This window comes from Acinetobacter sp. YH12108 (assembly GCF_013419055.1).
Taxonomy (GTDB): Bacteria; Pseudomonadota; Gammaproteobacteria; order Pseudomonadales; family Moraxellaceae; genus Acinetobacter.
In genome coordinates this window covers 76,448-100,288 of record NZ_VPAW01000011.1, presented here as the reverse complement: position 1 = coordinate 100,288, position 23,841 = coordinate 76,448, and the positions used below count along the sequence as shown (strand labels likewise).

The window sequence follows — 23,841 nt, the reverse complement described above, 5'->3', positions numbered from 1 at the left end:
AATTTCGTTCAAAGTAAACTATTCAAATTTGAACAAAAAATATTTTATAACGCCTTAAAAATAGCATTAATCAAACCAAATCAATTATTTAAATCCAATTTTATAGCAAAACATAAATATCGCACAGCAAAATATAATTTCGTATATATTGATCCTTGTTTTAATTTTAATTAGTATCCGCATAAATTTAGCTTAGTGATGAGTTTTTATTCACATTGGACAAGATGTGGACAGAACGAAATCCTAGATACGGAGTTAGGACATGATTCGTGATCAGGAAACCTTAGACCAGTTGGTAGATATGATTCGCCAGTTTGTAGAAGGCGTATTAATCCCAAATGAAGAAATTGTTGCAGAAACGGATGAAATTCCTACAGAAATCGTGCAACAAATGAAAGAGTTGGGCTTATTTGGTTTAACCATTCCTGAAGAATATGACGGTCTTGGCCTGACCATGGAAGAAGAAGTCTATATCGCTTTTGAACTAGGCCGTACTTCCCCTGCTTTCCGCTCATTGATTGGTACGAATAACGGTATCGGCGCATCTGGCCTGATCATCGATGGTACTGAAGAGCAAAAACAGCACTTCCTGCCAAAACTTGCCAGCGGTGAAATCATTGGCTCGTTCTGTCTGACTGAACCGGATTCTGGTTCTGATGCAGCGTCGCTTAAAACTACTGCTGTAAAAGATGGTGATGAGTACATTCTGAATGGTACCAAGCGTTTCATTACCAATGCCCCACATGCGGGTGTATTCACAGTAATGGCACGTACCAATCCTGAATTAAAAGGTGCTGCAGCTATTTCAGCGTTCATCGTTGACAGTAAATTGCCAGGTATTTCACTGGGTAAACGTGACAAGAAAATGGGCCAGAAAGGCGCACATACCTGTGACGTGATCTTTGAAAACTGCCGTATCCCTGCATCAGCTTTGATTGGCGGTGTAGAAGGCGTTGGCTTTAAAACTGCGATGAAGGTTCTGGATAAGGGCCGTATCCACATTGCTGCACTGAGCGTGGGTGCTGCAACCCGTATGCTGGAAGATTCATTGCAATATGCCGTTGAACGTAAGCAGTTCGGTCAGGCGATTGCCAACTTCCAGCTGATCCAGGGCATGCTGGCAGATTCTAAAGCTGAAATTTATGCAGCGAAATGCATGGTGCTTGATGCAGCGCGTCGTCGTGATGCCGGCCAGAATGTAAGTACTGAAGCATCATGCGCAAAAATGTTTGCAACAGAAATGTGTGGCCGTGTCGCTGACCGTGGTGTGCAAATCCATGGTGGCGCGGGCTACATCAGTGAATATGCAATTGAGCGCTTCTACCGCGATGTGCGTTTATTCCGTCTTTATGAAGGAACCACGCAGATCCAGCAAGTCATTATTGCGCGCAATATGATTCGCGAGGCGACTCAGTAACAAGTTTGGCCTGATCAACTCTCCTTGCGATCAGGCCTTTTTTATAGGTAATGGATGATGGCTATAACGAATACAATTTCAAAAATTGGCCCAAATACCTGGAAAATCGCATTTATCTTTGCATTCCTCGCCCTGCTGGTCGATGGTGCGGATTTAATGCTGCTTTCCTACAGCTTAAACAGTATTAAAGCTGAATTTGGCCTAACCTCTGTGGAAGCTGGGATGCTCGGAAGCTTTACCCTTGCAGGTATGGCAGTTGGAGGTATATTCGGAGGGTGGGCTTGTGATAAATTCGGTCGTGTACGTACCGTCGTTGTCTCAATCCTTTTATTTTCGGCATTGACTTGTGGTCTTGGTTTTACCCAAAGCTTTGCTCAATTTGGTGCATTACGTTTCTTCGCTTCTCTTGGCTTGGGTTCTTTGTATATTGCATCGAATACTTTAATGGCTGAGTACGTGCCAACTAAATATCGTACAACTGTTTTAGGTACATTACAGGCTGGCTGGACAGTTGGCTATATCGTTGCGACCTTGCTTGCGGGCTGGTTAATTCCAGATCACGGCTGGCGCATGCTGTTCTATGTAGCTGCGATTCCAATTGCCTTGGCTATTTTGATGCACATTCTGGTACCAGAACCAGCGGCATGGCAAGAAAACCGCTTCAAGAAAGTTGAAGTGACTGACAAACCTGCTGAGTCGACCTGGAAGCTGATTTTCCAAGATAAGAAAAACCGTAACATGTTTATCTTATGGGCTTTGACTGCCGGTTTCCTTCAGTTTGGTTACTATGGCGTTAACAACTGGATGCCGACATACCTTGAAAGTGAACTCGGTATGAAGTTCAAGGAAATGACTGCCTACATGGTGGGTACGTATACTGCGATGATTCTAGGTAAAATCCTTGCAGGCTTAATGGCAGATAAATTCGGACGTCGTTTTACTTATGCCTTCGGTGCAATTGGTACTGCGATCTTCCTGCCACTGATCGTATTCTATAACTCACCAGACAATATCCTGTACTTATTGGTGATCTTCGGTTTCCTATATGGTATTCCATATGGTGTGAATGCAACATATATGACTGAAAGCTTCCCAACCAATGTACGTGGTACAGCAATTGGTGGTGCATATAACGTCGGTCGTTTAGGTGCGGCAATTGCCCCAGCTACGATTGGTTATCTGGCAACAGGCGGTTCGATCGGTCTTGGCTTCTTAGTAATGGGTGCTGCATACTTTATCTGTGGTCTGCTTCCTGCCCTGTTCATCAAAGAAAAACTCTACGATCCTCAAAAATCTTAATCCGTTTTAGAAAAAGCCTCCTAGGAGGCTTTTTTCATAATCAATTCCCAACTTTCTATTTAAAAACTTTTTCACTGTGGTAAAATACCGCTAAGCGAAACAGGGTTTCTTATTATGGAAGATATTTCTAGAGAATCGATGGAGTTTGACGTTGTGATCGTAGGTGCGGGCCCTGCCGGCCTGTCTGCTGCAATCAAAATCCGTCAACTTGCAATTGAAAACAATTTAAATGATCTGTCCGTTTGTGTCGTAGAAAAAGGATCCGAAGTCGGTGCACATATTCTTTCAGGTGCTGTGCTTGAACCACGTGCCATGAACGAACTATTCCCGAACTGGAAAGAAGAAGGTGCACCTTTAAATGTGCCAGTGACAGAAGACAAAACTTTCTTCCTTCTTTCAGATGAAAAATCACAAGAAGCACCGCACTGGATGGTGCCGAAAACCATGCACAATGATGGCAACTATGTCATCTCACTCGGTAATGTAGTGCGCTGGTTAGGCCAGAAAGCCGAAGAACTGGAAGTATCGATCTTCCCGGGCTTTGCTGCTTCAGAAATTCTGTATCATGAAGATGGTACGGTGAAAGGTATCCAAACCGGTGACATGGGTATTGGCAAAGATGGCGAACCGACACATAACTTTGCGCCAGGTTATGAGTTGCATGCCAAATACACCATCTTTGCTGAAGGCTGCCGCGGTCATTTAGGTAAACGCCTGATCCAAAAATTCAATCTGGACAAAGATGCTGATCCGCAGCACTACGGGATCGGCATTAAAGAACTCTGGGAAATCGATCCTGCCAAACATAAACCAGGTCTGGTAATGCACGGTGCCGGCTGGCCTTTATCTGAAACTGGTTCGTCAGGCGGCTGGTGGTTATACCATGCTGAAAACAACCAGGTGACATTAGGCATGATCGTGGATCTTTCTTATGAAAATCCACACATGTATCCATTCATGGAAATGCAGCGCTGGAAAACCCATCCACTGATCAAACAGTATCTGGAAGGCGGTAAACGTATTTCTTATGGTGCGCGTGCCGTAACCAAAGGTGGTTTTAACTCCCTGCCGAAATTTACCTTCCCGGGTGGCTCACTCATTGGTGATGATGCCGGCTTCCTGAACTTTGCCAAGATCAAAGGCTCACACACTGCCATGAAATCCGGCATGTTGTGTGGTGAAGCGGTATTTGAAGCGATTGCTGCCGGTGTAGAAAAAGGCGGTGATCTGGCGATTGCCCGTGTGACTGAAGGCGAAGACTTCTTTGTTAAAGAACTGACTACTTATACAGACAAGTTCAACAACAGCTGGTTGAAAGAAGAGCTGTACAGCGCGCGTAACTTTGGCCCAGCAATGCACAAGTTCGGTCAATGGATGGGTGGTGCATTCAACTTCATCGACCAGAACGTGTTTAAAGTACCATTTACCCTGCATGACCTGATGCCAGACTTTAAAACTCTGAAAACAGTCGATGCAGTAAACTTCAAGCCGAACTATCCAAAACCGGATGGTAAGCTAACCTTTGACCGTCTGTCTTCTGTGTTTGTATCGAACACGGTACATGAAGAAAACCAGCTGGCACATTTGAAACTGACCGATGCTTCGATTCCGGTAGATGTCAACTTACCGAAATGGGATGAGCCTGCACAGCGCTACTGCCCGGCAGGTGTGTATGAAATCATGGAAAATGATGACGGTTCAAAACGCTTCCAGATCAATGCAGCGAACTGTGTACACTGCAAGACCTGTGACATCAAAGATCCATCTCAGAATATCACCTGGGTAACACCGGAAGGTGGCGGTGGTCCGAATTACCCGAATATGTAGGGTAATTTGTGTGAGTAAGAAATCTTTTTCTTGTTCATATACCCAATTTTGAAGCAGTTATAACTAACACTTCACTTTAATTTTTTAGGTAATCCCAGTTCCCTAGGGAGCTGGGATTAAAAATAATCAAGAATAAAAACAGATTCACGTCTTTTTCGCTGACTTGCTGCTTAGACCAGCTTATTGACTGTGAAATACTGTGCCTCAGTAGAGAACCAACACCTTATCTAGTCATTTTTATCCATATACGTTGTCTTTAATTAAAATTAATTGCCTGAATATACAAACACTTTAGTCGTATTCCTCTTTGGTTCTTCCTATTCAAAATGCTATTGTACAAAAAGTTTCCAATTTCTCATTTTCTAATCACGATCTAGTTTCATGACTTATAAACTGAATGCCCGACATCTGGTGTTAGACCTGCTCTATGCCTCACATAACTCTACTGTTAGCATCAAACAGATGTTATGTGCAGCAGATTTATTAGGAATCTCTGACAACAGCTTGCGGGTTGCAGTCGCACGACTCAATCAGGATCAGATCATTCAGTCAGTAGAACGCGGCATTTATCAGTTAATTGAAAAAAAATTTGATACTTCTTTTATCAGCCTGAACAAACATCCTAATATGCAGACTGCTACGGCTTGGGATGGCAAATACATTCTGGTTTATACCGGTGCGTTGGGACGAGTAGATCGTACGGCCTTATCTAAACGGGAAAAAGCCCTGCGTTATTATGGATTTCAGGAACTGGAACAGAATGTGTTTATCCGCCCGGATAATTTACAACTCAGTTTGAACGAGCTTAAATCAGCAGCCGTCAAGTTTGGTCTGGATCAAGGCGCACGATTTTTTCAGGTCAGCGAGATCGATCAGCACACTCATGTATCTGCACTTTGGGATATTCATGGCCTGCATCAAACTTATTTGAATATCAGTCAGGAAATTGAACAATGGTTTGAAAACCATCAACAGTTATCCTTGGCTGAATCAGCTAAAACTGCCTTTTATCTGGCAAAATCTGCTGTATTTAGTCTGCGTGCAGATCCGCTATTGCCTGAAGAATGGCTAGACGCTCCAGCCCGACAAAAATTTGAACTGGCTGTACGGCGTATGGAAGAACAAGGCCAGCAGTTATGGCAGCAATATTTTCAGCAGCAAGGCGTATAATTTATTTCCTATACACTCACAAAAATAAATTGACTGTAATATTTTAATTCAAATATAGTGACAAGAAATACAAGAACTAAATCAAGGCAAAATAATGAACAGTAAAGTGAGTGTCACAGAGCTATTTAGCCGTGAAGAAATCAAAGAGCTGACCACCCCATCCGACTTACAGGGGGCTCTGGCAGTAGGCTCAACTTGGGCTGTGATTGTTTTGACCTTTGGCACAGTCGCTTATAGCTGGGAATATTTACCAGTCTGGGGAAAAATATTGATATGTGCCTTGGCATTAGCCATTCTGGCAGGTCGTCAGCTGGCTATGGCCATTTTAATGCACGATGCCTCACACCACAGTCTGTTTAAAACCAAGTGGCTAAACACACACTTCACTGACTGGTTGTGCGCCCGTCCGATCTGGAATGAGGTCGGTAAATATCGTCCTTATCATTTGAAACATCATGCCCGCACCTCTCAACCTGATGATCCAGATTTAGGTTTGGTGAAAAACTTTCCAATTACTAAACAATCATTATTTAGAAAATTCTTTAGAGATTTAAATGGTCAATCCGGCCTAAAATTTCTGGCTGGCCGAGTCTTGATGGATTTAGAACTTCTGGAATGGAGTGTTTCCAATGATCCGAAACCAATTCCTCGTGGTAATCGCAGTAACTTGGAACTGGCAAAGAATCTGTTAAAAAATAGCTCGGGCATGCTGATTTCCAATGCTGCCCTATTTTCCGCACTTTGGGCCAGCGGTCATCCAAAACTTTATTTATTATGGCCGTTAGCTTATATCACTCCTTTCCCACTGTTTATCCGTATACGGGCAATGGCTGAACATGCAGGCCTGGAAACCAGCCATTCTGCACTGACTAATACCCGTACCACCCATGCAGGCTGGCTAGCGCGGGCTTTCGTTGCACCGATTCATGTAAATTATCATATTGAACATCATTTAATAGCCTCTGTTCCGCATCAAAATCTGCCCAAAATGCATCAGATGTTGCGAGAGCGCGATTACGTGAAAGCGCCACCGAGTTATAAAGATGTAATTGTTTCATTATTAAAAGGCTAAAATAAAAGATCGAAGTTTAAAAATACATTAAGTGTGATGGCAAAATTTTTTAAACTTAATGTTGATGGCTTTCCTTATGCTCATGCGAATGGGCTGATTGCCGATGCTGTTCTGGGGGACAATCTTCTGCTTCAATTTGTAATGTCATCTCGGTAATGTGATGTTCATGATGCAACATCTCAAACGCCTCCTGATGCAACTTTTTATAGTCAACTTCTGGCGCAACCAGATGAACGGTCAGCATGACTTTCTTGGAAGTAATCGCCCAGACTTTTAGCTGATGAATATCTTCAACACCGTCTAGCGCCAGTAGGTCATGGCGCAGTTTTTCAATATCGATTTCATCGGGAACCCCTTCCAGCAGAATATTGATGCTCTGTTTCAATAAAATCCATGTCCGTGGAATGACCCAGAATCCGATCATGACTGCAATCACGGTATCGATCCACATCCAGCCGCTGAAATAGATGATGATTGCGCCAATAATGACACCCACCGAACCCAGTGCATCACTCAGTACTTCCAGATAAGCCCCTTTAATATTCAAGCTTTCCTGACTGCTAGAAACCAGAATTTTCATGGAGATCAGGTTAATGACCAGTCCAAGTATGGCAACAATCAACATGCCCAGACTTTCAATTTCAGGGGGATGGCTCAGGCGCTGGTAAGCTTCGAACAAGATATACATCGCCACCAGAAATAGCATAATCGCATTAAACAAAGCTGCCAGAATTTCAAATCGCTGGTAGCCAAAGGTACGTTTATCATCTGCGGGTTTTTGCCCGATCTTAATCGCAGCCAGTGCAATCGCCAATGCAGCGGCATCGGTAAACATATGTGCTGCATCAGAAAGCAAGGCCAGACTCTGAGTCATAAAACCGGCAATAACTTCTACAATTAAAAAGGCTGTCGTCAGGGCTAAGGCGATGGACAGTTTTTTGGCATTCTTGGCACTAACTTCTACATGACTATGATCATGATGATGTGATCCACCCACCTTATACTCCTTTTCATTTGAATTTGATTCTAAGTTTTAGCTACTTCTTATTACCTATACTTTCTATACTACGCTTGCTCTGCTGATATTTAAGAAATTTTTTGTATAACTTGGCTCTCTTTTAAAATATCCATGTCTATCTATTAAGCAAACTTAGTACTTAAATTATTAAATTGACCTCTCTATACCGGACATAGAGTCAGAACTCAGAATGAGTCTTCAATTTTTCATTTTCCAAAATCCAGGACTGCACTGAAGATCGCTGAAAATTACGCTGGATATAGGCCTGAATCTTTTCGGGAAGCTCAACATCATGACTAAGCAGACGATGCAGCATAAAGGCTAGATCAAAGTCTGCAATTGACCATTGTTCGGTGAGCCACAACTCTTCAACTAAAATTTCTGTGATTGCCAGTAAGCGCTGAATATCCTGCATGGTTTCAGCCGATGCGATTAAAGGCCTTTTAGGTGGAACAAAGATCGAAGTTGAAAGCATATCCTGCCGGATAGAGGAAAAATCAGTTTTAATCAAAGCCTGAACGGCGCGACATTTTGCTCTGGCTTTCATCTCTGCAGGATATAAAGCAGGATAATCCGGTGCCGGAAAAGCATCTTCCAGGTATTCAGTAATCGCCCACGATTCAAATAAATGAAAATCATCAATGATCAGACAAGGAACTTTGCCACTCGGACAAATTTTACGATAAGCTGAAGATTGCTGTTCCAGCAGATCCAGATCAATCATTTTTTCCTGAAAGTTGAGTCCTTTCTCTTTTAGAGCCACATAAACCGACATGGCATAAGGACTGATACGTTTTTTATCGACATATAAGCAGATATTGTGCATTTTTTATCCTGCCTCTTATGATTATCCACTGCTTTCTACTCTAACGCCTTTTTTATAGAAAAGGAAAATATCGCTGCATATTGATACAAAGCGGAGTTATAGTCTTACATAGGATTGCCGATTCGGATGAATCACCTACCTAAGGCTAAATCACCGGATTAAAAAGACTTCTAATTTTTTGCAGAATAACGTTAAATAAATATTTTCCATTTAGACCTGACTGCTATGCTGAACCTTGATCACTTCCCCGATACCGTATATGCCATTCAACATCTGGCTTTTGAAGACCTAGGTGCCTGGGAAGATGTATTTTATCAGTTGGGATTACGTGTTCGCTATTTTGAAGCCGGTATTGATGACCTGCGTAAAGCGTATGAATATAAAGGTCTGACAATTATTTTAGGGGGTCCAATTGGTGTTTATGAAACGGAGGACTACCCTTTCTTACAACAAGAAATAGACTTACTTAAAGTGCGTTTAGAAAAGAATTTACCTACTTTAGGTATTTGTCTGGGTGCTCAACTCATGGCTCATGCACTCGGTGCTAAAGTCTATGCAGGACATAGAAAAGAAATTGGCTGGTCTAAGCTTACTCTTCCAGTCGCTGAGAATAATCCACTACAAGCCTTGGAAAATATTGAAGTGCTACATTGGCACGGCGATACTTTTAATCTGCCTGAACAGGCTGAATTGCTGGCCAGCTCTGATCTTTATCCAAATCAGGCCTTTCGGGTAGGACAGAATATTCTAGCACTACAATTCCATGCTGAAGTATCCAGTGAAAGTTTAGAGAAATGGCTGATTGGACATACCTGTGAGTTACGCAAAGCCCAAATCAATATCCTCACCTTGCGGGCGGATCATCAACGCTATGCGCCCGCGCTTGAACAGGCAGCCAGTTCGGTATTGATGCATTATTTAGAAAACCTGCAACTTAAATAACCGTAATAAAAAAGCACCCAATTGGGTGCTTTTTTAATTTGTCACTCTTACTTTTTCGGAGCAGGTACAGAAGCCTCGGTAGTAATGTTTACTGTAATTTTATCGCCCACATTTGGAACATAACCGCCTACCCCAAAGGCTGAACGGTTAAATGAAGTGGTTGCATTGAAACCAATCGTTTGTAATTTAGTCATTGGATGTACGCCTTGTTTATTTAAAACTGCATCCAGTACCACAGGTTTAGTGACATCTTTCACGGTTAAGTTGCCGGTGATTTTATATTTGTTTTTGCCTAAAGCCTGAACTTTAGTACTTTTAAAAGTAATATTCGGATATTTGGCAACATCAAAAAATTCTGCTGTCTTAATATGGTCATCCAGTGCTTTCACATTCGTATTAATGCTTGCAACCGGGATGTTCACATTGACCGAAGAATTCGCAGGTTTTTCATTATCAACATTAATGGTGCCTTGGATGTCACTGAAGTTTGCAGATGGCGTAGAGAAACCAAAGTGGCTCCAAGAGAAAACAGTTGCTGAATGAGTCGGGTCAATCGTATAGGCCACTGGTTTTGCCATAGAAACTGTTGCTACAGATGCGATCGCCAAGCCTAATGCTAATGTTTTGAAATTCATGTTTTTATCTCACGTTTTGGATGTTATTAAGTGTATAGAATCTGGAACCGTTTACAGCCCTAAAGATAAAACGTTTTGTTGCAGCGATGAAACGATAAAATTGTAAGTTATTTTTTTAATTTTTGAGCTTTAATCCATACGGTACTGAATGAATCCTGTTTTCTTGGCGACTTTGTTATACAACGCTTGTGCCTGATGGTTTGATTCCTGAGTCAGCCAGTAAACCCGGTCGCAATTACGCTGCTGCGCGACCTGATAGACATGTTGAATCAGCTTGCGCGCCACGCCTTGTCCGCGATAGTCCGGATGGGTAAATAGATCCTGCAAATAGGCATAAGGTCTTACTGTCCAGCTACTGTTATGTTCGATGACATGCACAATCCCAACGACCTTTCCATCCATCAGCGCCGCAAAACCGTACATTGAATCTAGCTCATAATTGGTTAATTTATCCCAAGTATTTTTACTTACCTCATCCGAAATTTGGGTCTGATAAAAGCGTTGATAGTCTTGCCATAAAAATAGCCATTCTGGCTGTGATATTTGCTCTAGAGATTTGATCTGGATCTGGGATGATATTTCCATATTGAGTAACTTCTTTGGTTTATGTCTTTAATTATCTTTAAGTCAATTATTTACGATATGAGTCATTAGGTTTTTATGATGGCACGAACTTAGATTTATCTCATCTAATGTTCATAAGCAACTGTCAGAGGAAATCATCCGACATAAAAAAAGCCCCATTCAGGGACTTTTAGTATTTTCTGTTAAAGTTTTTCAACCAGAATACGATCCACCTGTTTCAAACCAGAATGCTTTTCATGGTTCTTGCGACGTACTTTAATGATTTTTTCTTCAGCCATTTCCTGAAGTAATAGCTCAACCGCAACCATTGCTTCAAGGGGTAGATCCTGCCCGATCCATTTCTGCTCGCCTGCATCCATTAAAGTAATTTCATCACTAATTTGTTCATACAAGCTCATGTTTATCTCACTCTTTCATTTCAATTATGGGAGAACACTTTTTAGCGGTTGCCACATGAAAACAAGGCTAGAAAGCGGAAAAACAAAAGACGCCCCAAAACTGGGGCGCCCTTAAAAAACGACTTAATCAGTTGATTAAGCAGTAATCTCTTTTACAGCTGCTACAACAGCTTCAGTTGTAATGCCGAAGTGTTTAAACAGGTCTTTAGCAGGTGCAGATTCGCCATAAGTGGTCATGCCGATCACACGTCCATCCAGACCTACAAATTTCCACCAGTAATCCACATGTGCAGCTTCAACTGCTACACGTGCACGAATATTTGAAGGAAGAACCGCTTCGCGATACGCAGCATCCTGTTTCACGAACTCTTCAGCACATGGCATAGAAACTACACGTACACCTTCAAGCTGTGCATAAGCTTCCATTGCAAGAGAAACTTCAGACCCAGTCGCAATGATGATCGCTTTCAATTCGCCTTTTTCTTCAGCCAGAACATAACCACCTTTCGCTACATTCTCAATTTGTGCTTGAGTACGAGATTGGAATGGCAGGTTTTGACGAGAGAAGATCAACGCTGTTGGACCTTCTGAACGCATCAAAGCAGATTTCCAGGAAATCGCTGCTTCAACGGTGTCACATGGACGCCATGTATTCAGGTTTGGTGTACCACGTAAAGATGCGATTTGTTCGATTGGCTGGTGTGTAGGACCATCTTCACCCAGACCGATTGAATCGTGAGTGTAGACATGAATCACACGTTGTTTCATCAGCGCAGACATACGTACTGCATTACGTGCATATTCCATAAACATCAGGAATGTTGCTACATAAGGAATGAAACCGCCATGCAATGCTACACCATTGGCAATCGCAGTCATACCAAATTCACGTACGCCGTAATGAACATAGTTACCTGCTGGATTGTCCTGTACGCCTTGTGCACCTTTCCAAAGTGTCAGGTTAGAACCTGCAAGGTCAGCAGAACCACCTAGTACTTCTGGTAATGAAGGTACAAGTGCTTGTAACGTGTTTTGGCTCGCTTTACGTGTTGCAATGGTTTCTTCTTTCACATTTACTTCAGCGATGTAAGCATCTGCTTTTGCAACGAAGTCAGCTGGAAGATCACCAGAAAGACGACGTTTTAATTCTGCCGCTTCTGTTGGATATTTTGCTGCATAAGCGGCAAAAGTTTCGTTCCATGCTGCTTCAGCTTGTGAACCTTTTTCTTTGGCATCCCAAGCTGCGTATACATCCTCAGGAATGACAAATGCTTCGTCTGACCAGCCAAGCGCTTCACGAGTCAATACGATTTCGTCATTACCCAAAGGTGCACCGTGACAGTCTTCTTTACCCTGTTTGTTTGGTGAACCTAAACCAATCACTGTTTTACACATGATGATGGTTGGTTTGTTCGCTTCAGCTTTTGCTTCAACAGTCGCTTGACGGATTGCATCAGCATCATGACCGTCAACTTTGATCACTTGCCAGCCATAAGACTTGAAGCGTTGTTCTGTATCGTCAGAGAACCAGCCTTCAACTTCACCGTCAATCGAAATGCCGTTGTCGTCATAGTAAGCAATCAGCTTGCCTAGACCTAAAGTACCTGCCAAAGAACATGCTTCGTGAGAAACACCTTCCATCAAGCAGCCATCGCCCAGGAAGCAGTAAGTGTAGTGATCTACAACTTTAATATCTTCCTTGTTGAATTGCGCTGCTAAAGTTTTTTCAGCCAGTGCAAAACCAACAGCATTTGCGATACCTTGGCCTAATGGGCCAGTGGTTGTTTCAATACCCGGTGCATAGCCCAATTCTGGGTGACCTGGAGTTTTAGAATGAAGTTGACGGAATGCTTTAAGATCTTCAATTGAAAGATCATAGCCCGTTAAATGAAGAAGTGCGTATTGAAGCATAGAGCCATGGCCATTCGACAATACGAAACGGTCACGGTTAGCCCAATTCGGATTTGTTGGGTTATGGTTTAAGAATTCACGCCAAACCACATCAGCGATATCTGCCATCCCCATTGGAGCACCTGGATGTCCTGAGTTTGCTTTTTGCACAGCATCCATTGCCAATACACGAATTGCGTTTGCAATACGACGTTCATTAAGCGGGGTTGTCATAAATCAGCGTCCAAATAAATTCAGAAGAAATAGGAAATGATGAAAAGACTTTCAAAACTGCCGTCTATTGTCTTAAAAAAACAGCGAGGGGTAAAGACTAGCCTACAATATTTATCAATTTATTGATCTTGTATTTACCTATCGGATAAATATTCTGCACTTTTAAGGTGCATTGATTGACTAGAGTCTAAGTTAAATTCTAATAAGATGATAAATCTGGGATTATTCTTAACTATTTTTTATAAATTAAACTTTTACAATATGTTGAATTCCTCTTCAGGATACCTCCAGCTAGGAGTCAAAACAGAAGATCCAGACTTAAATAAGTGATCTTTTTCCAGTCCATAAAAATGCATATGTGAATATCTAATGTCTGCCCAAGATCATCAGACATGAAAAGATAAAGGTTGAAGTTCAATCAGGCTAGTCGATACCACGAAAATCATTGTCCTCGACACTCTTTAGGTAAATAACGCTGACTGATATCGCTCGAAGAACAACTGCCGCCATAGACATCAAAGGCGATGGATTTGCCACGGATTGCCGTATCTATCCCATCCTGCCGTAGCTTAAATTCAATCCGGCAAGCTGCATTGATCACGACTTTTTCAATATATTGGGTTCCGCTGCCAATTTGACGGCCTGCATCACAGTGACCATCAGAGGCAATAAATTGAGTTCGATAGCTACCTGCCTGCTCAAAAACCTCTGCTAGTTGGCTTCGCACGACATAACTGTGATAACTCATGCCTGCTACTGTCGCCAGAATGGCAATAATTGTGAGTACAATCATGACTTCAATCAAGGTAAACGCCTTTTGATACATGCTTTTCCATCTCCGTACAGTCTTTTAAACAAGTCCATACCAAAAGATTTCGCCACTTCCTGACAGGCGGTTTCTGAAGGCTTGAAGCTACTATGCAGAGTCGTACTATTTGCAGCAAGGCTGTCTGTCGTATGATCAATACACCCGCCTTAAGTTATTAATAGAATGATCACTTTCCTTGATATTTTAAACACTCTAATTTTTATATTTTTCTTAGTATTTAGTTCTGCAAATTTGTTTGGAAATATCACTGCTTAATTAGCGTCTCTTATCAATTCACAGACTATTTATTAAGTTTATTAAATGAATCTAGCCTGCTGTTTAATTAGGCATATCAGTTTTTTTAATTCCAATAATCAAATAAAAGCACAATAATTTGAAACAATTTCGTGCAATTTTGTCGAGTTGCGCTAGTCCTAGAGCACAAGTCGATGTAACATATCGGGTCTTTAAATTTAACTGTGATAGGACTATGCGCGAGTACGCTGTATTTACTTCGGAATCTGTAAGCGAAGGCCATCCAGATAAAATGGCTGACCAAATCAGTGATGCTATCTTGGATGCAATCTTAAAAGAAGACCCATACGCACGGGTTGCTTGTGAAACGCTTGTAAAAACAGGTGCGGTTGTACTTGCCGGTGAAATCACAACAACTGCGAACATCGATTTTGAAGCGGTTGTCCGCCATACCGTTAACAGTATTGGTTATCATCATTCTGACCTTGGCTTTGATGGTTCGACCTGTGCGATCATCAACATGATCGGTAAACAGTCTCCTGAAATTGCTCAAGGTGTAGACCGTCAGAAACCTGAAGATCAAGGTGCCGGCGACCAAGGGTTGATGTTTGGTTATGCCAGCCGTGAAACTGATGTACTCATGCCTGCGCCAATTTCTTATGCGCACCGCTTAATGGAAAAACAGGCTGAATTACGCCGTAACGGTACATTGCCTTGGTTACGTCCAGATGCAAAAAGCCAGGTGACTTTCGCTTATGAAAATGGCGTGCCTGTTCGCCTAGATGCTGTTGTGCTTTCAACTCAACACGATCCTGAAATTTCACAAGCTCATTTAAAAGAAGCTGTGATTGAAGAAATCGTGAAAAAAATCATTCCTGCCGACATGTTCCATGCAGACACCAAATTCCACATCAATCCGACCGGGATGTTTGTGATCGGTGGTCCTGTAGGTGACTGTGGTCTGACTGGCCGTAAAATCATTGTAGATACTTACGGCGGTATGGCACGTCACGGCGGTGGTGCATTCTCTGGTAAAGATCCATCAAAAGTTGACCGTTCTGCTGCTTATGCAGGCCGTTATGTTGCGAAAAACATTGTCGCTGCGGGTCTTGCAGATAAATGTGAAATTCAGGTGTCTTATGCAATTGGTGTTGCCGAGCCAACTTCAATTTCAATCAATACCTTCAATACAGGCAAAGTGTCGGATGAATTGATCGTTCAATTGGTTCGTGAGCATTTTGACCTGCGTCCATATGGTATTACCCGTATGTTGAACCTGATCCAGCCAATGTATAAACAGACTGCGGCTTATGGTCACTTTGGTCGTGAAGGTTCAGATACTGCATTTACTTGGGAAAAAACTGACAAAGTCGAAGCACTTAAAGCATCTGCTGGTCTATAAGTTTTCAAGTTTTAAAAGCTCGCTTTATGCGGGCTTTTTTTATGGCTTCTACTTTTAGCCTGACAAAAATTGAGCCGGAAATAGTTGTGTTTTGTTACATCTAAAACTCATATTAAAACGGATAAACTTATTCTTTATAAGCAGTGAGAAGCAATCTATATAAGGGTTGTAAGAAAATACATTCAAATAATCAGACGATTTATATTTGGCAAAAATTGTATAAGCCTTTATAAAAATTACATTTAGTGAACAAATTCTGATCTAATTATTAGCATAAATTCAAATAAATACTCGCTAGACTGTTTTCGACCTTACAACTACAAAGGATATGACACGATGAATAAATTACTTGTTGCTTTGGGTTTAGCTGCAACCGTTGCTTTAGTGGGTTGTAATAAGAAAGAAAATCCTGAAACAGGTGCGACAACTGGCGAACATTTAGAAAATGCTGCTACTCAAGCAGGCCATGATATGGAAGATGCCACTCATGAGGCTTCTCAGGAAACTGACCAAGCCATGGATAATGCGGCTGCAAATGCTTCTCGTGCCGCTGATGAAGCCGCCGCTGCGACTTCTCGAGCAGCAGATGCCACTGCTGAAGCCGCTAAAAACGCGACTGCTGCAACTGCGGGTGCTATTGAAGAAGGCGCAGGCAAAGTTCGCGAGAAAGCTGAAAATTAATTTTTAAAGCTTTCAATCTTTAAAAGCCTGCTTTGCAGGCTTTTAAACTTTTTATACGTTTCACTATTGGGCAAATGATTCTTGTGATTAAACTGATATCTTTTGAAATAATCATGACCTCATATCATTTAAAGTCATAATTATTATCAGTTATCAGGATATTTAATTGACTCTTAGAAGCCCTAGATCAGCCCATTTTAGTGAGAAATTACGTAATATACGCGACTTTATTTTTAAAACTTGATCTCCCATGTCTGTTATTGCTGCGTCTTCCCAGCGATCGAATCTCTCGGTCTTGGTGGCTTTTATTTTACTTGTATTAGGAACTGTCGGTGCCTATCACATCGTAGGTCTGAACCAAGCTCTATTATTTCTGGTGGGTGGTGCACTGGGTATGACCTTGTATCATGCCTCGTTTGGTTTTACCTCCAGCTGGCGTGTCTTTATTAAAGAACGTCGTGGTCGTGGCTTACGTGCCCAAATGATCATGTTAGGTCTTGCTGTATTACTATTTTTCCCTGCTTTAGGCGCAGGTGAATTGTTCGGTAATCCAGTTCAAGGCTTTGTCAGTCCGGTTTCACTTTCTGTGGTAATTGGTGCATTTATTTTCGGGATTGGGATGCAACTCGGTGGCGGCTGTGCATCAGGTACACTTTATACTGTGGGTGGTGGTAGTGCCCGTATGCTGGTAACTCTTTTCTTCTTCTGTGCCGGCTCACTGATTGCGACTTCGCATATTGACTGGTGGTTTAACCTACCTCATTTCGCACCTATCTCTATTGTAGAAAGTTTTGGTGTCATTCCTGCACTCATTTTGAGCTTTATCATTTTTGCAGTTATTGCTGCTGTAACTATCTTTTTTGAAAAGAAATGTCATGGCAATTTAGAAGTTGAACCTCAAAGCCAGCATCAGGGCTGGAAACGCTTTTTGCGTGGTCCATGGCCATTAATCTGGGGCGGAATCATTTTAACCCTGCTTAACTTTGCTACTTTGGCGCTGGCTGGTCGTCCATGGGGGGTTACTTCTGCCCTTGCTGTCTGGGCCGCGAAATCTGCAAGTTTTGTTGGAATTGATGTAGCCTCTTGGGCGTATTGGCAGCAACCAGCCAATGCCAAAGCCTTATCTGAATCGCTCTGGTTCGATATTACGTCTATGATGAACTTTGGCATCATGCTTGGTGCATTATTGGCTGCCAGTCTGGCAGGTAAATTTGCTCCAAACTTCAATATTCCAAAACGTTCATTGGTTGCTGCGGTTATTGGCGGTTTGATGCTTGGCTACGGCGCTCGTCTGGCTTATGGCTGTAATATTGGTGCCTATTTTAGTGGTATTGCTTCAGGCAGTGTACATGGCTGGTTATGGCTGGTTTTCGCATTCCTTGGAAATGGGCTTGGGGTAAAACTTCGTCCAATTTTCTTCCCCGGTGAGAAACCTCAACCAGAAAAATTAACTGGTTGCTAAATAAAAAAGCCCATCTTTGCGATGGGCTTTTTTTTAGCTTACTACTTATAACGCAGCTTTTAGATTACAACCATAATTCATGGTTTGTTGAACCTGACGATAAGCCGTATAACGGTCCAGAATAAAAGTATAGAACTGATCGCTAGATGCAAAATTGGATTTCAGGTCTTCATTCTCGGCTTTAGGCAATTGAATTTCGTCGACCAGATTCAGATTATAATGCCCCAAGCGATACATCTCAGCAAAATAACCATTCATCATGTCACAATAGGCCACTTTACTGGATTTTAGCGCAGTCCGGCTGACAGGATGCTGATTCAAGGTTTGCAGGTTATTCACATCCAAAGGCAGCTGATGAGAAAAGGCAATACTTTCTACTTTTTTAAATTGCTGAAAGTCTTGTGCCAACTTACTGTTTAGATCATCAAAACGTTGCTGTAATTCCTGTGCACTTTTAACCTGATATTTACCTGGATCTACTGCTACTTTCTGTTGCTCTGCTGAACATGCGGCCAATCCAGTTACCATAGCTAATGATGCCAGCCATACCTTCATATCTATACACTCGATCTAAATATTAGCTGTCATTATGCCTTAAACTTGGGCGAAGATTTTATTTAAAGTACTTTCTCATTCATATAACGCCAGTAGCGTTTAGGTACATACTGGATATGCAGCTTCATATTTTGTCGTGCCTGAATATTCACGCTTTTAAAATAATCTTTCCAAAGCTGATCATAGAGTACTTCTTCATCATCCAGTTCAATGCTAAAAGACTGACTATGTCCAATCCGGATTTGTGGATCAACTATTTCTGCATTCATCTCTATCTGGTGCACATCATTTAAATCGTAATAGATGCCGTACTGGCGCTGCTCATCATAAATTAGCCAACGCTGGTCTTGGTAACGTTCCTTAAAATGTCGGGAAATAATCGGCAGTACATTAAAATCCGGTTTGACCAGACTGAGAAACAATCCATCTTTGGCCTTTTTGAAGCGGACAAAAGCTTCCATACGATGCTTTTCACGCCCGACCTGTTTCATCCATTGTGACATTCCGATGACTGCATGATGGCCATAATCTTTATCAACCGGCCGCTGATTTTGGAATACATAGACCGCAAAATCGAACAGGTTCTGAAATGCCTGTTCTTTTTCAGAAAGAAAAGCATAATAAAAGGCTTTTAAACTACTGGATGATATTTTCTGTTTTAAGCCTTGCCAGACCCGCTGCCCATGACTTTCATTCGAGGCCACATGAATAAAATCATCGAATAGGCCATTTTGGGCCTGCGGATTAGCCGTCACTTTGACATCAAACTCTTTAAATTCAAAAGCCCGAAATACACAGCTTAATAAACCGGTCATGGTGCCATCAAAACAGTAGTGTGCCATCAGAAACCAAATCCCAGTTGAGGTGACAGTTGCTGCTGATATTTGGACTGACCCGCTTGTAAAATCTGCTGGCGAATCTGCTGGGATTGCTGCTCCTTTTTAAATTTCGGTGTATCTGCACAGCGAATAAAATGCTGCGCCCGGTTATACGCCACGCCCATCCGTTTTAGTTGATCGATATGAATCTGACCAAAACGGCGTGCCTGTACAATCTTTTTGGCAGAACGTACTCCAATGCCAGGCACGCGTAATATTATCTTGTAGTCGGCTCGGTTAATATCAACCGGGAAGGCCTCCGGATGGCGTAAAGCCCAGCTCAGTTTTGGATCAATATCCAGATCCAGATTTGGATGCTGGTCATCCACAATTTCATCTGCTTCAAAACCATAAAAGCGCATCAGCCAGTCAGACTGATATAGACGATTTTCTCTTAATAAGGGTGGCGCTGAGCCGATTGCAGGTAAGGCTTTTTCTTCGGGATTAATCGGAATATAGCCAGAAAAATACACGCGTTTCAGCTTAAATTCCTTGTAGTGCCGATCAGCCATCAAAATAATATCTTTGTCCGTTTCACTATGCGCACCGACCACCATTTGCGTGGTCTGTCCTGCGGGAACAAATTTGGGAACGGATTTGATGATCTTACGTTCATCTTTCAACTGGATTAAGCGATCCCGTACAATTCCCAGATCTTTTTGCACTTCTGTATGGGTTTTCTCTGGAGCAAACTTTTGCAAGCCTGCTTCGGTTGGCATTTCCAGGTTGATACTCATCCGGTCGACATATAAACCCGCTTCAGTAATGATCTCCTGCGATGCTCCGGGAATGGTTTTGAGATGAATATAACCATTAAAATTTTCTTCAAGACGCAGCTTTTTCACCACCTGCAACATCCGCTCCATGGTGTAATCTGCTGATTTAAAAATTCCCGAACTTAAAAACAGCCCTTCAATATAATTACGGCGATAAAAATTCATGGTCAGATCGACCACTTCCTGCACGGTAAATGCAGCACGTTTTACGTCATTGGAACGACGAGAGACACAATAGGCACAGTCAAAAATGCAGACATTGGAAAACAGTATTTTTAGTAATGAGACACAGCGACCATCTTCGGTATAGCTATGACAGATTCCGTTTCCGGTATTACCCAGGCCTTTGTCTTTATTTTTACGGTTACTGCCACTCGATGAACAGGACACATCATATTTGGCAGCATCAGCTAAAATTTGTAGTTTTTCTCGGATACGTTCAGACATGATTTCAGCAAGTTGTTGGCTAAAAACCTATTATAAATTTTCCCCGCTATACACTATAGCTTTCCAGTCTTTGTGGCGACATCTCATGTCGTAAGAAATGTAATTGAACCGTTATCCATACAGCATTATTTCAAAATAAAATAACCAATATGATTTGCTTAATTTTGCGGCTATAGGCAAAGTAGATAGAGTAACAGGGAGCAAATCTATGTCTTTATTAGAAAAACTCGGAATAAAACATCCTATTTTCTTGGCCCCTATGGCAGGCGTTTCGACACCTGAACTGGCAGCGGAAGTTTCAAATCAGGGTGGTCTGGGTTCGCTGGGCTTGGGAGCCAGCAGCGTAGAGTCTGCGCGCCAGCAGATTTTAAAAACTCAGGAACTTACAGATTGTCCGTTTCAGGTTAACTTTTTCTGTCATGACAGTCAGCCTCTTGATGAAAACGTAGCCCAAGCCTGGATTGACCAGTTTAAAGATAAATTTTCTGAATACGGAATTAATCCACCCACTCAATTACACTGTATTTACCCAAGTTTTAAAGACAATGATGATTTCTTGAATCTGGTTCTAGAAACCAGACCATGTGCGGTCAGCTTTCATTTTGGCATTCCTCTCCCGCATCAGGTTCAGGCCTTAAAAGATGCCGGTATTCTGACGATGGTATCTGCCACCAATTTTGCTGAGGCCAAAGCCATTCAAGAGGCAGGGATTGATATCATCATTGCTCAAGGCATTGAGGCTGGAGGTCACCGGGGTATCTTTAGTACCAAGTTTGATGCCTCAGTCAAAACCTCTAATCTGGTCAAGTTGATGAAACAGCATTTTTCACTGCCGGTGGTTGCTGCAGGCGGAATCATGAATGGTGAACAAGCCCGTCAGATGATGGACTTTGGCGCTGAAGCAGTGCAATTGGGCACAGCATTTGTTCAATGCAAATCTTCCAATGCCAATGACGCCTATCGTAAAGCGCTACTGTCCAAGCCGCTAACTCAAGTTAGTGCCAGCATTTCCGGCCGTCCAGCGCGTGGCATCATTAATCACTGGCACATAGACGTAGACACGCCTAATCGTCTGGATGTACCTGCCTATCCATATACTTATGATCTGGCCAAGCAGTTACATGCAGCAGCGTCCAAACATGGTGATCAGGGTTATGGCGCATTTTGGGCAGGTTCAAATGTGACGCAAATTCGTGAGATGGAAGCTTCTGATTTAATTAATCAGTTAGTGCTGGAAATGAAACAAAAATAAAGCAAAATTTAATTTTAGAACATAAAAAAACCTCTCCAAAGAGAGGTTTTTTTATATCGTTCTTTTAACGAGTCATACGATGCCAAGCATCTTTGATCGCAAATTTTGCTTCTTCCCAATTCAAACGAGATTCACCTTTTACCTGTTCCCATTTGGTTCGTAATTCAGGTTCGGCATGTTCGAAGTCAGTTTGACGGTCATATAGCGGACGGTTTTCATAACCAACCCGATAAGCACCACGATAGTCACGATCATAGTCGAGATCGCTGTAAGTAGTGCGTGATTCCGTATAATACGGACGGTTGGTATGCTCAGTTCTCCAGTAATCATCTTCCTGCTTAATCGTGTCCGGATGCTGATAATTATCTGCCTCTGGATGATTTTCTGGATGCTCATAGTTATCCGTCTGTTTCGGATGATCAGGTGAAGCAATATCATTCCCTGCAATACCGCCTACAACACCGCCAATGATACCGCCTACTACTGCCCCTGGAGGACCACCTACCAGACCGGCAGTCGCTCCAACTGCTGCCCCGCCTAAAGTACCTGCACTGGTAGCAAGTACATTATCCTCACCTTCATTCATATCTGGTACACGAGGATTATCTTTTTGAGGTGAATTCAAATCTGGTCGAGCACTGGCATCTGTTGCATCTTGATTTAATGCGTCACTACGTTCCTCTGGTAATTCAGTCGAGGTTTTATTGCCAAAGTCTGTAACTGGACGATTGGTATTTGTCATTATAGATCTCCCTTGATCATGAGAATGAACAAGATTGAATAAACATCTTGCCATGCTAGAAATTCAGCTTAGAGCAATTTCACGTAAACAATGTCCATATCCTGTCCAGTTTCAGTGAACTTAATATGCGGCTATGTTCACTACAGTCTTTAATGTAACGGAAGCATATAAAATTTTAGCTATAAGATAAAAAAGGTACTGTATTTACTACAGTACCTTTTAGAAGAACTAGGAAATCTCTCTTTTTATTTGGTTTCTAGCAGATTCACCTGTACATCGCTCATGATATGTCCATGTTCCAGTAATCCATTAAAATAGTTTTCCACCACTTTATATTGATCGGCAGTGTTTTCTACTTGATACATATTTTGACGGAATTCATTACTCGAACGTAGTCCTTTGGTATACCAGGCAATATGCTTACGCGAAATACGGCAACCTGAATATTCACCATAAAATTCATAAAGCTCAGATAGATGTCCTAATAACACATCTTTCACTTCAGCAATACTTGGCGCAGCAAGATGCTCTCCAGTTTCTAAATAATGTGCAATTTCACGAAAAATCCAGGGACGTCCTTGTGCAGCACGGCCAATCATGATGGCATCTGCACCTGTATAGTCCAGTACATATTTGGCTTTCTCAGGGCTATCAATATCTCCGTTCGCAATCACGGGAATACTCAACATCCCTTTCACTTCCTTGATTAAGGAGTAACGTGCCGTATTGAGGTACATATCTTCACGAGTACGACCATGTAATGCCAGCGCTGCAATCCCCGCGTCTTCAGCACGTTTTGCAACTCGCAGAATATTTTCATGACCGTTGAGATAGCCCAAACGGGTTTTTAAAGTCACAGGAACATCAACTGCAGCAACGACTGCATCTAAAATACGTGCAACCAGATCTTCATCCTTTAACAAGGCAGAACCGGCCAGCTTATTACAGACTTTCTTGGCTGGACAACCCATATTGATATCAACAATTTGTGCCCCATTTGCGACCTGATAGCGTGCTGCCTCAGCTAAGTCATGCGGATCAGAACCAGCAATCTGTGCTGAGATTGGTGCCAGCTCACCATCAAAATTCGCCCGATATAAGCTTTTTTTACTCATGCGCAAGGTCTTGTCAGAAGTCATCATTTCACTGACTGCATGACCCGCACCGAAGTACTTGCATAAGGTTCTAAATGGACGATCGGTGACACCTGCCATGGGAGCGACAATCAAATTATTTGACAGTTGATAGGGACCAATATACATATAAATTC

At 42.2% G+C, this 23,841-nt stretch carries 22 protein-coding genes; 10 read left to right on the top strand and 12 right to left on the bottom strand.

The window, feature by feature from the left end; translation table 11 throughout:
• Window positions 1-262: 262 nt before the first annotated feature.
• The 5 genes from FTU46_RS09200 (at window position 263) to FTU46_RS09180 (ending at window position 6,785) form a co-directional block, all read left to right on the top strand.
• Window positions 263-1,417, top strand: a complete 1,155-nt coding sequence (locus FTU46_RS09200) for an acyl-CoA dehydrogenase family protein (RefSeq protein ID WP_180104829.1) — start codon at window positions 263-265, stop codon at window positions 1,415-1,417.
• A 57-nt stretch (window positions 1,418-1,474) separates the two neighbouring features.
• Entirely contained in the window at window positions 1,475-2,716 is a 1,242-nt protein-coding gene (locus FTU46_RS09195) for an MFS transporter (protein ID WP_125279311.1), read from the top strand.
• Window positions 2,717-2,830: 114 nt separating this feature from the next.
• Window positions 2,831-4,543 (top strand): electron transfer flavoprotein-ubiquinone oxidoreductase, encoded by a 1,713-nt coding sequence (locus FTU46_RS09190; RefSeq protein WP_180104828.1) that lies wholly within the window; start codon window positions 2,831-2,833, stop codon window positions 4,541-4,543.
• A gap of 381 nt (window positions 4,544-4,924) precedes the next feature.
• On the top strand, window positions 4,925-5,713 hold the full coding sequence (locus FTU46_RS09185; RefSeq protein ID WP_125279313.1) for a PaaX family transcriptional regulator C-terminal domain-containing protein: 789 nt from the start codon (window positions 4,925-4,927) through the stop codon (window positions 5,711-5,713).
• 94 nt (window positions 5,714-5,807) lie between these two features.
• Window positions 5,808-6,785 (top strand): fatty acid desaturase family protein, encoded by a 978-nt coding sequence (locus FTU46_RS09180; protein ID WP_180104827.1) that lies wholly within the window; start codon window positions 5,808-5,810, stop codon window positions 6,783-6,785.
• A gap of 55 nt (window positions 6,786-6,840) precedes the next feature.
• On the opposite strand, the gene FTU46_RS09175 is transcribed toward FTU46_RS09180, so the two are convergent.
• Entirely contained in the window at window positions 6,841-7,782 is a 942-nt protein-coding gene (locus FTU46_RS09175) for a cation diffusion facilitator family transporter (RefSeq protein WP_180104826.1), read from the bottom strand.
• A 199-nt stretch (window positions 7,783-7,981) separates the two neighbouring features.
• Window positions 7,982-8,629 carry a glutathione transferase gene (gene yfcF, locus FTU46_RS09170; RefSeq protein WP_180104825.1) on the bottom strand — a complete coding sequence of 216 codons (648 nt, stop codon included), beginning with the start codon at window positions 8,627-8,629 and terminating at the stop codon, window positions 7,982-7,984.
• Window positions 8,630-8,854: 225 nt separating this feature from the next.
• Between yfcF and FTU46_RS09165 the strand changes: the two genes are divergently transcribed.
• On the top strand, window positions 8,855-9,571 hold the full coding sequence (locus FTU46_RS09165; RefSeq protein WP_180104824.1) for a glutamine amidotransferase: 717 nt from the start codon (window positions 8,855-8,857) through the stop codon (window positions 9,569-9,571).
• 47 nt (window positions 9,572-9,618) lie between these two features.
• On the opposite strand, the gene FTU46_RS09160 is transcribed toward FTU46_RS09165, so the two are convergent.
• The 5 genes from FTU46_RS09160 to FTU46_RS09140 all read right to left on the bottom strand — a co-directional run bounded on the left by FTU46_RS09160 (window position 9,619) and on the right by FTU46_RS09140 (window position 14,139).
• Window positions 9,619-10,206, bottom strand: coding sequence for a YceI family protein (locus tag FTU46_RS09160; RefSeq protein WP_180104823.1), 588 nt, complete (start codon window positions 10,204-10,206; stop codon window positions 9,619-9,621).
• A gap of 129 nt (window positions 10,207-10,335) precedes the next feature.
• A complete protein-coding gene (locus FTU46_RS09155; RefSeq protein ID WP_180104822.1) occupies window positions 10,336-10,791 on the bottom strand; it encodes a GNAT family N-acetyltransferase in 456 nt (151 codons plus the stop codon).
• Window positions 10,792-10,973: 182 nt separating this feature from the next.
• The gene (locus FTU46_RS09150; RefSeq protein WP_004786275.1) at window positions 10,974-11,189 is read right to left on the bottom strand and encodes a hypothetical protein; all 216 of its coding nucleotides are present in this window, start codon (window positions 11,187-11,189) and stop codon (window positions 10,974-10,976) included.
• A gap of 135 nt (window positions 11,190-11,324) precedes the next feature.
• Complete coding sequence (gene tkt / locus FTU46_RS09145; protein ID WP_180104821.1) at window positions 11,325-13,313, bottom strand: transketolase; 1,989 nt, start codon at window positions 13,311-13,313, stop codon at window positions 11,325-11,327.
• A 442-nt stretch (window positions 13,314-13,755) separates the two neighbouring features.
• Window positions 13,756-14,139 (bottom strand): prepilin-type N-terminal cleavage/methylation domain-containing protein, encoded by a 384-nt coding sequence (locus tag FTU46_RS09140; protein WP_159123753.1) that lies wholly within the window; start codon window positions 14,137-14,139, stop codon window positions 13,756-13,758.
• 472 nt (window positions 14,140-14,611) lie between these two features.
• On the opposite strand from FTU46_RS09140, the gene metK reads away from it, so the two are divergent.
• The 3 genes from metK to FTU46_RS09125 all read left to right on the top strand — a co-directional run bounded on the left by metK (window position 14,612) and on the right by FTU46_RS09125 (window position 17,921).
• Window positions 14,612-15,778: a methionine adenosyltransferase gene (gene metK, locus FTU46_RS09135; protein ID WP_004786281.1), complete on the top strand. Its 1,167-nt coding sequence runs from the start codon at window positions 14,612-14,614 to the stop codon at window positions 15,776-15,778.
• A gap of 336 nt (window positions 15,779-16,114) precedes the next feature.
• On the top strand, window positions 16,115-16,459 hold the full coding sequence (locus FTU46_RS09130; RefSeq protein WP_004786283.1) for a hypothetical protein: 345 nt from the start codon (window positions 16,115-16,117) through the stop codon (window positions 16,457-16,459).
• Window positions 16,460-16,709: 250 nt separating this feature from the next.
• Window positions 16,710-17,921, top strand: a complete 1,212-nt coding sequence (locus FTU46_RS09125) for a YeeE/YedE family protein (protein WP_180104820.1) — start codon at window positions 16,710-16,712, stop codon at window positions 17,919-17,921.
• Window positions 17,922-17,966: 45 nt separating this feature from the next.
• Here the strand turns inward: FTU46_RS09125 and FTU46_RS09120 are convergent, their stop codons facing one another.
• The 3 genes from FTU46_RS09120 to FTU46_RS09110 form a co-directional block, all read right to left on the bottom strand.
• Window positions 17,967-18,476 (bottom strand): hypothetical protein, encoded by a 510-nt coding sequence (locus FTU46_RS09120; RefSeq protein ID WP_180003931.1) that lies wholly within the window; start codon window positions 18,474-18,476, stop codon window positions 17,967-17,969.
• A gap of 62 nt (window positions 18,477-18,538) precedes the next feature.
• Window positions 18,539-19,318, bottom strand: a complete 780-nt coding sequence (locus FTU46_RS09115) for a TIGR03915 family putative DNA repair protein (RefSeq protein ID WP_166135143.1) — start codon at window positions 19,316-19,318, stop codon at window positions 18,539-18,541.
• The gene (locus FTU46_RS09110) at window positions 19,318-20,577 is read right to left on the bottom strand and encodes a putative DNA modification/repair radical SAM protein (protein ID WP_180053600.1); all 1,260 of its coding nucleotides are present in this window, start codon (window positions 20,575-20,577) and stop codon (window positions 19,318-19,320) included. The genes FTU46_RS09115 and FTU46_RS09110 overlap by 1 nt, the downstream gene beginning before the upstream one ends.
• A 208-nt stretch (window positions 20,578-20,785) precedes the next feature.
• Here FTU46_RS09110 and FTU46_RS09105 point away from each other — a divergent pair, with 208 nt between their 5' ends.
• Complete coding sequence (locus FTU46_RS09105) at window positions 20,786-21,829, top strand: nitronate monooxygenase family protein (protein WP_180104819.1); 1,044 nt, start codon at window positions 20,786-20,788, stop codon at window positions 21,827-21,829.
• A gap of 64 nt (window positions 21,830-21,893) precedes the next feature.
• On the opposite strand, the gene FTU46_RS09100 is transcribed toward FTU46_RS09105, so the two are convergent.
• Together FTU46_RS09100 and dusB are read right to left on the bottom strand one after the other, a co-directional pair.
• The gene (locus tag FTU46_RS09100; RefSeq protein ID WP_125279326.1) at window positions 21,894-22,571 is read right to left on the bottom strand and encodes a hypothetical protein; all 678 of its coding nucleotides are present in this window, start codon (window positions 22,569-22,571) and stop codon (window positions 21,894-21,896) included.
• Between the two features lie 245 nt (window positions 22,572-22,816).
• Window positions 22,817-23,833, bottom strand: a complete 1,017-nt coding sequence (gene dusB, locus FTU46_RS09095) for a tRNA dihydrouridine synthase DusB (protein WP_180053602.1) — start codon at window positions 23,831-23,833, stop codon at window positions 22,817-22,819.
• Window positions 23,834-23,841: the final 8 nt, after the last annotated feature.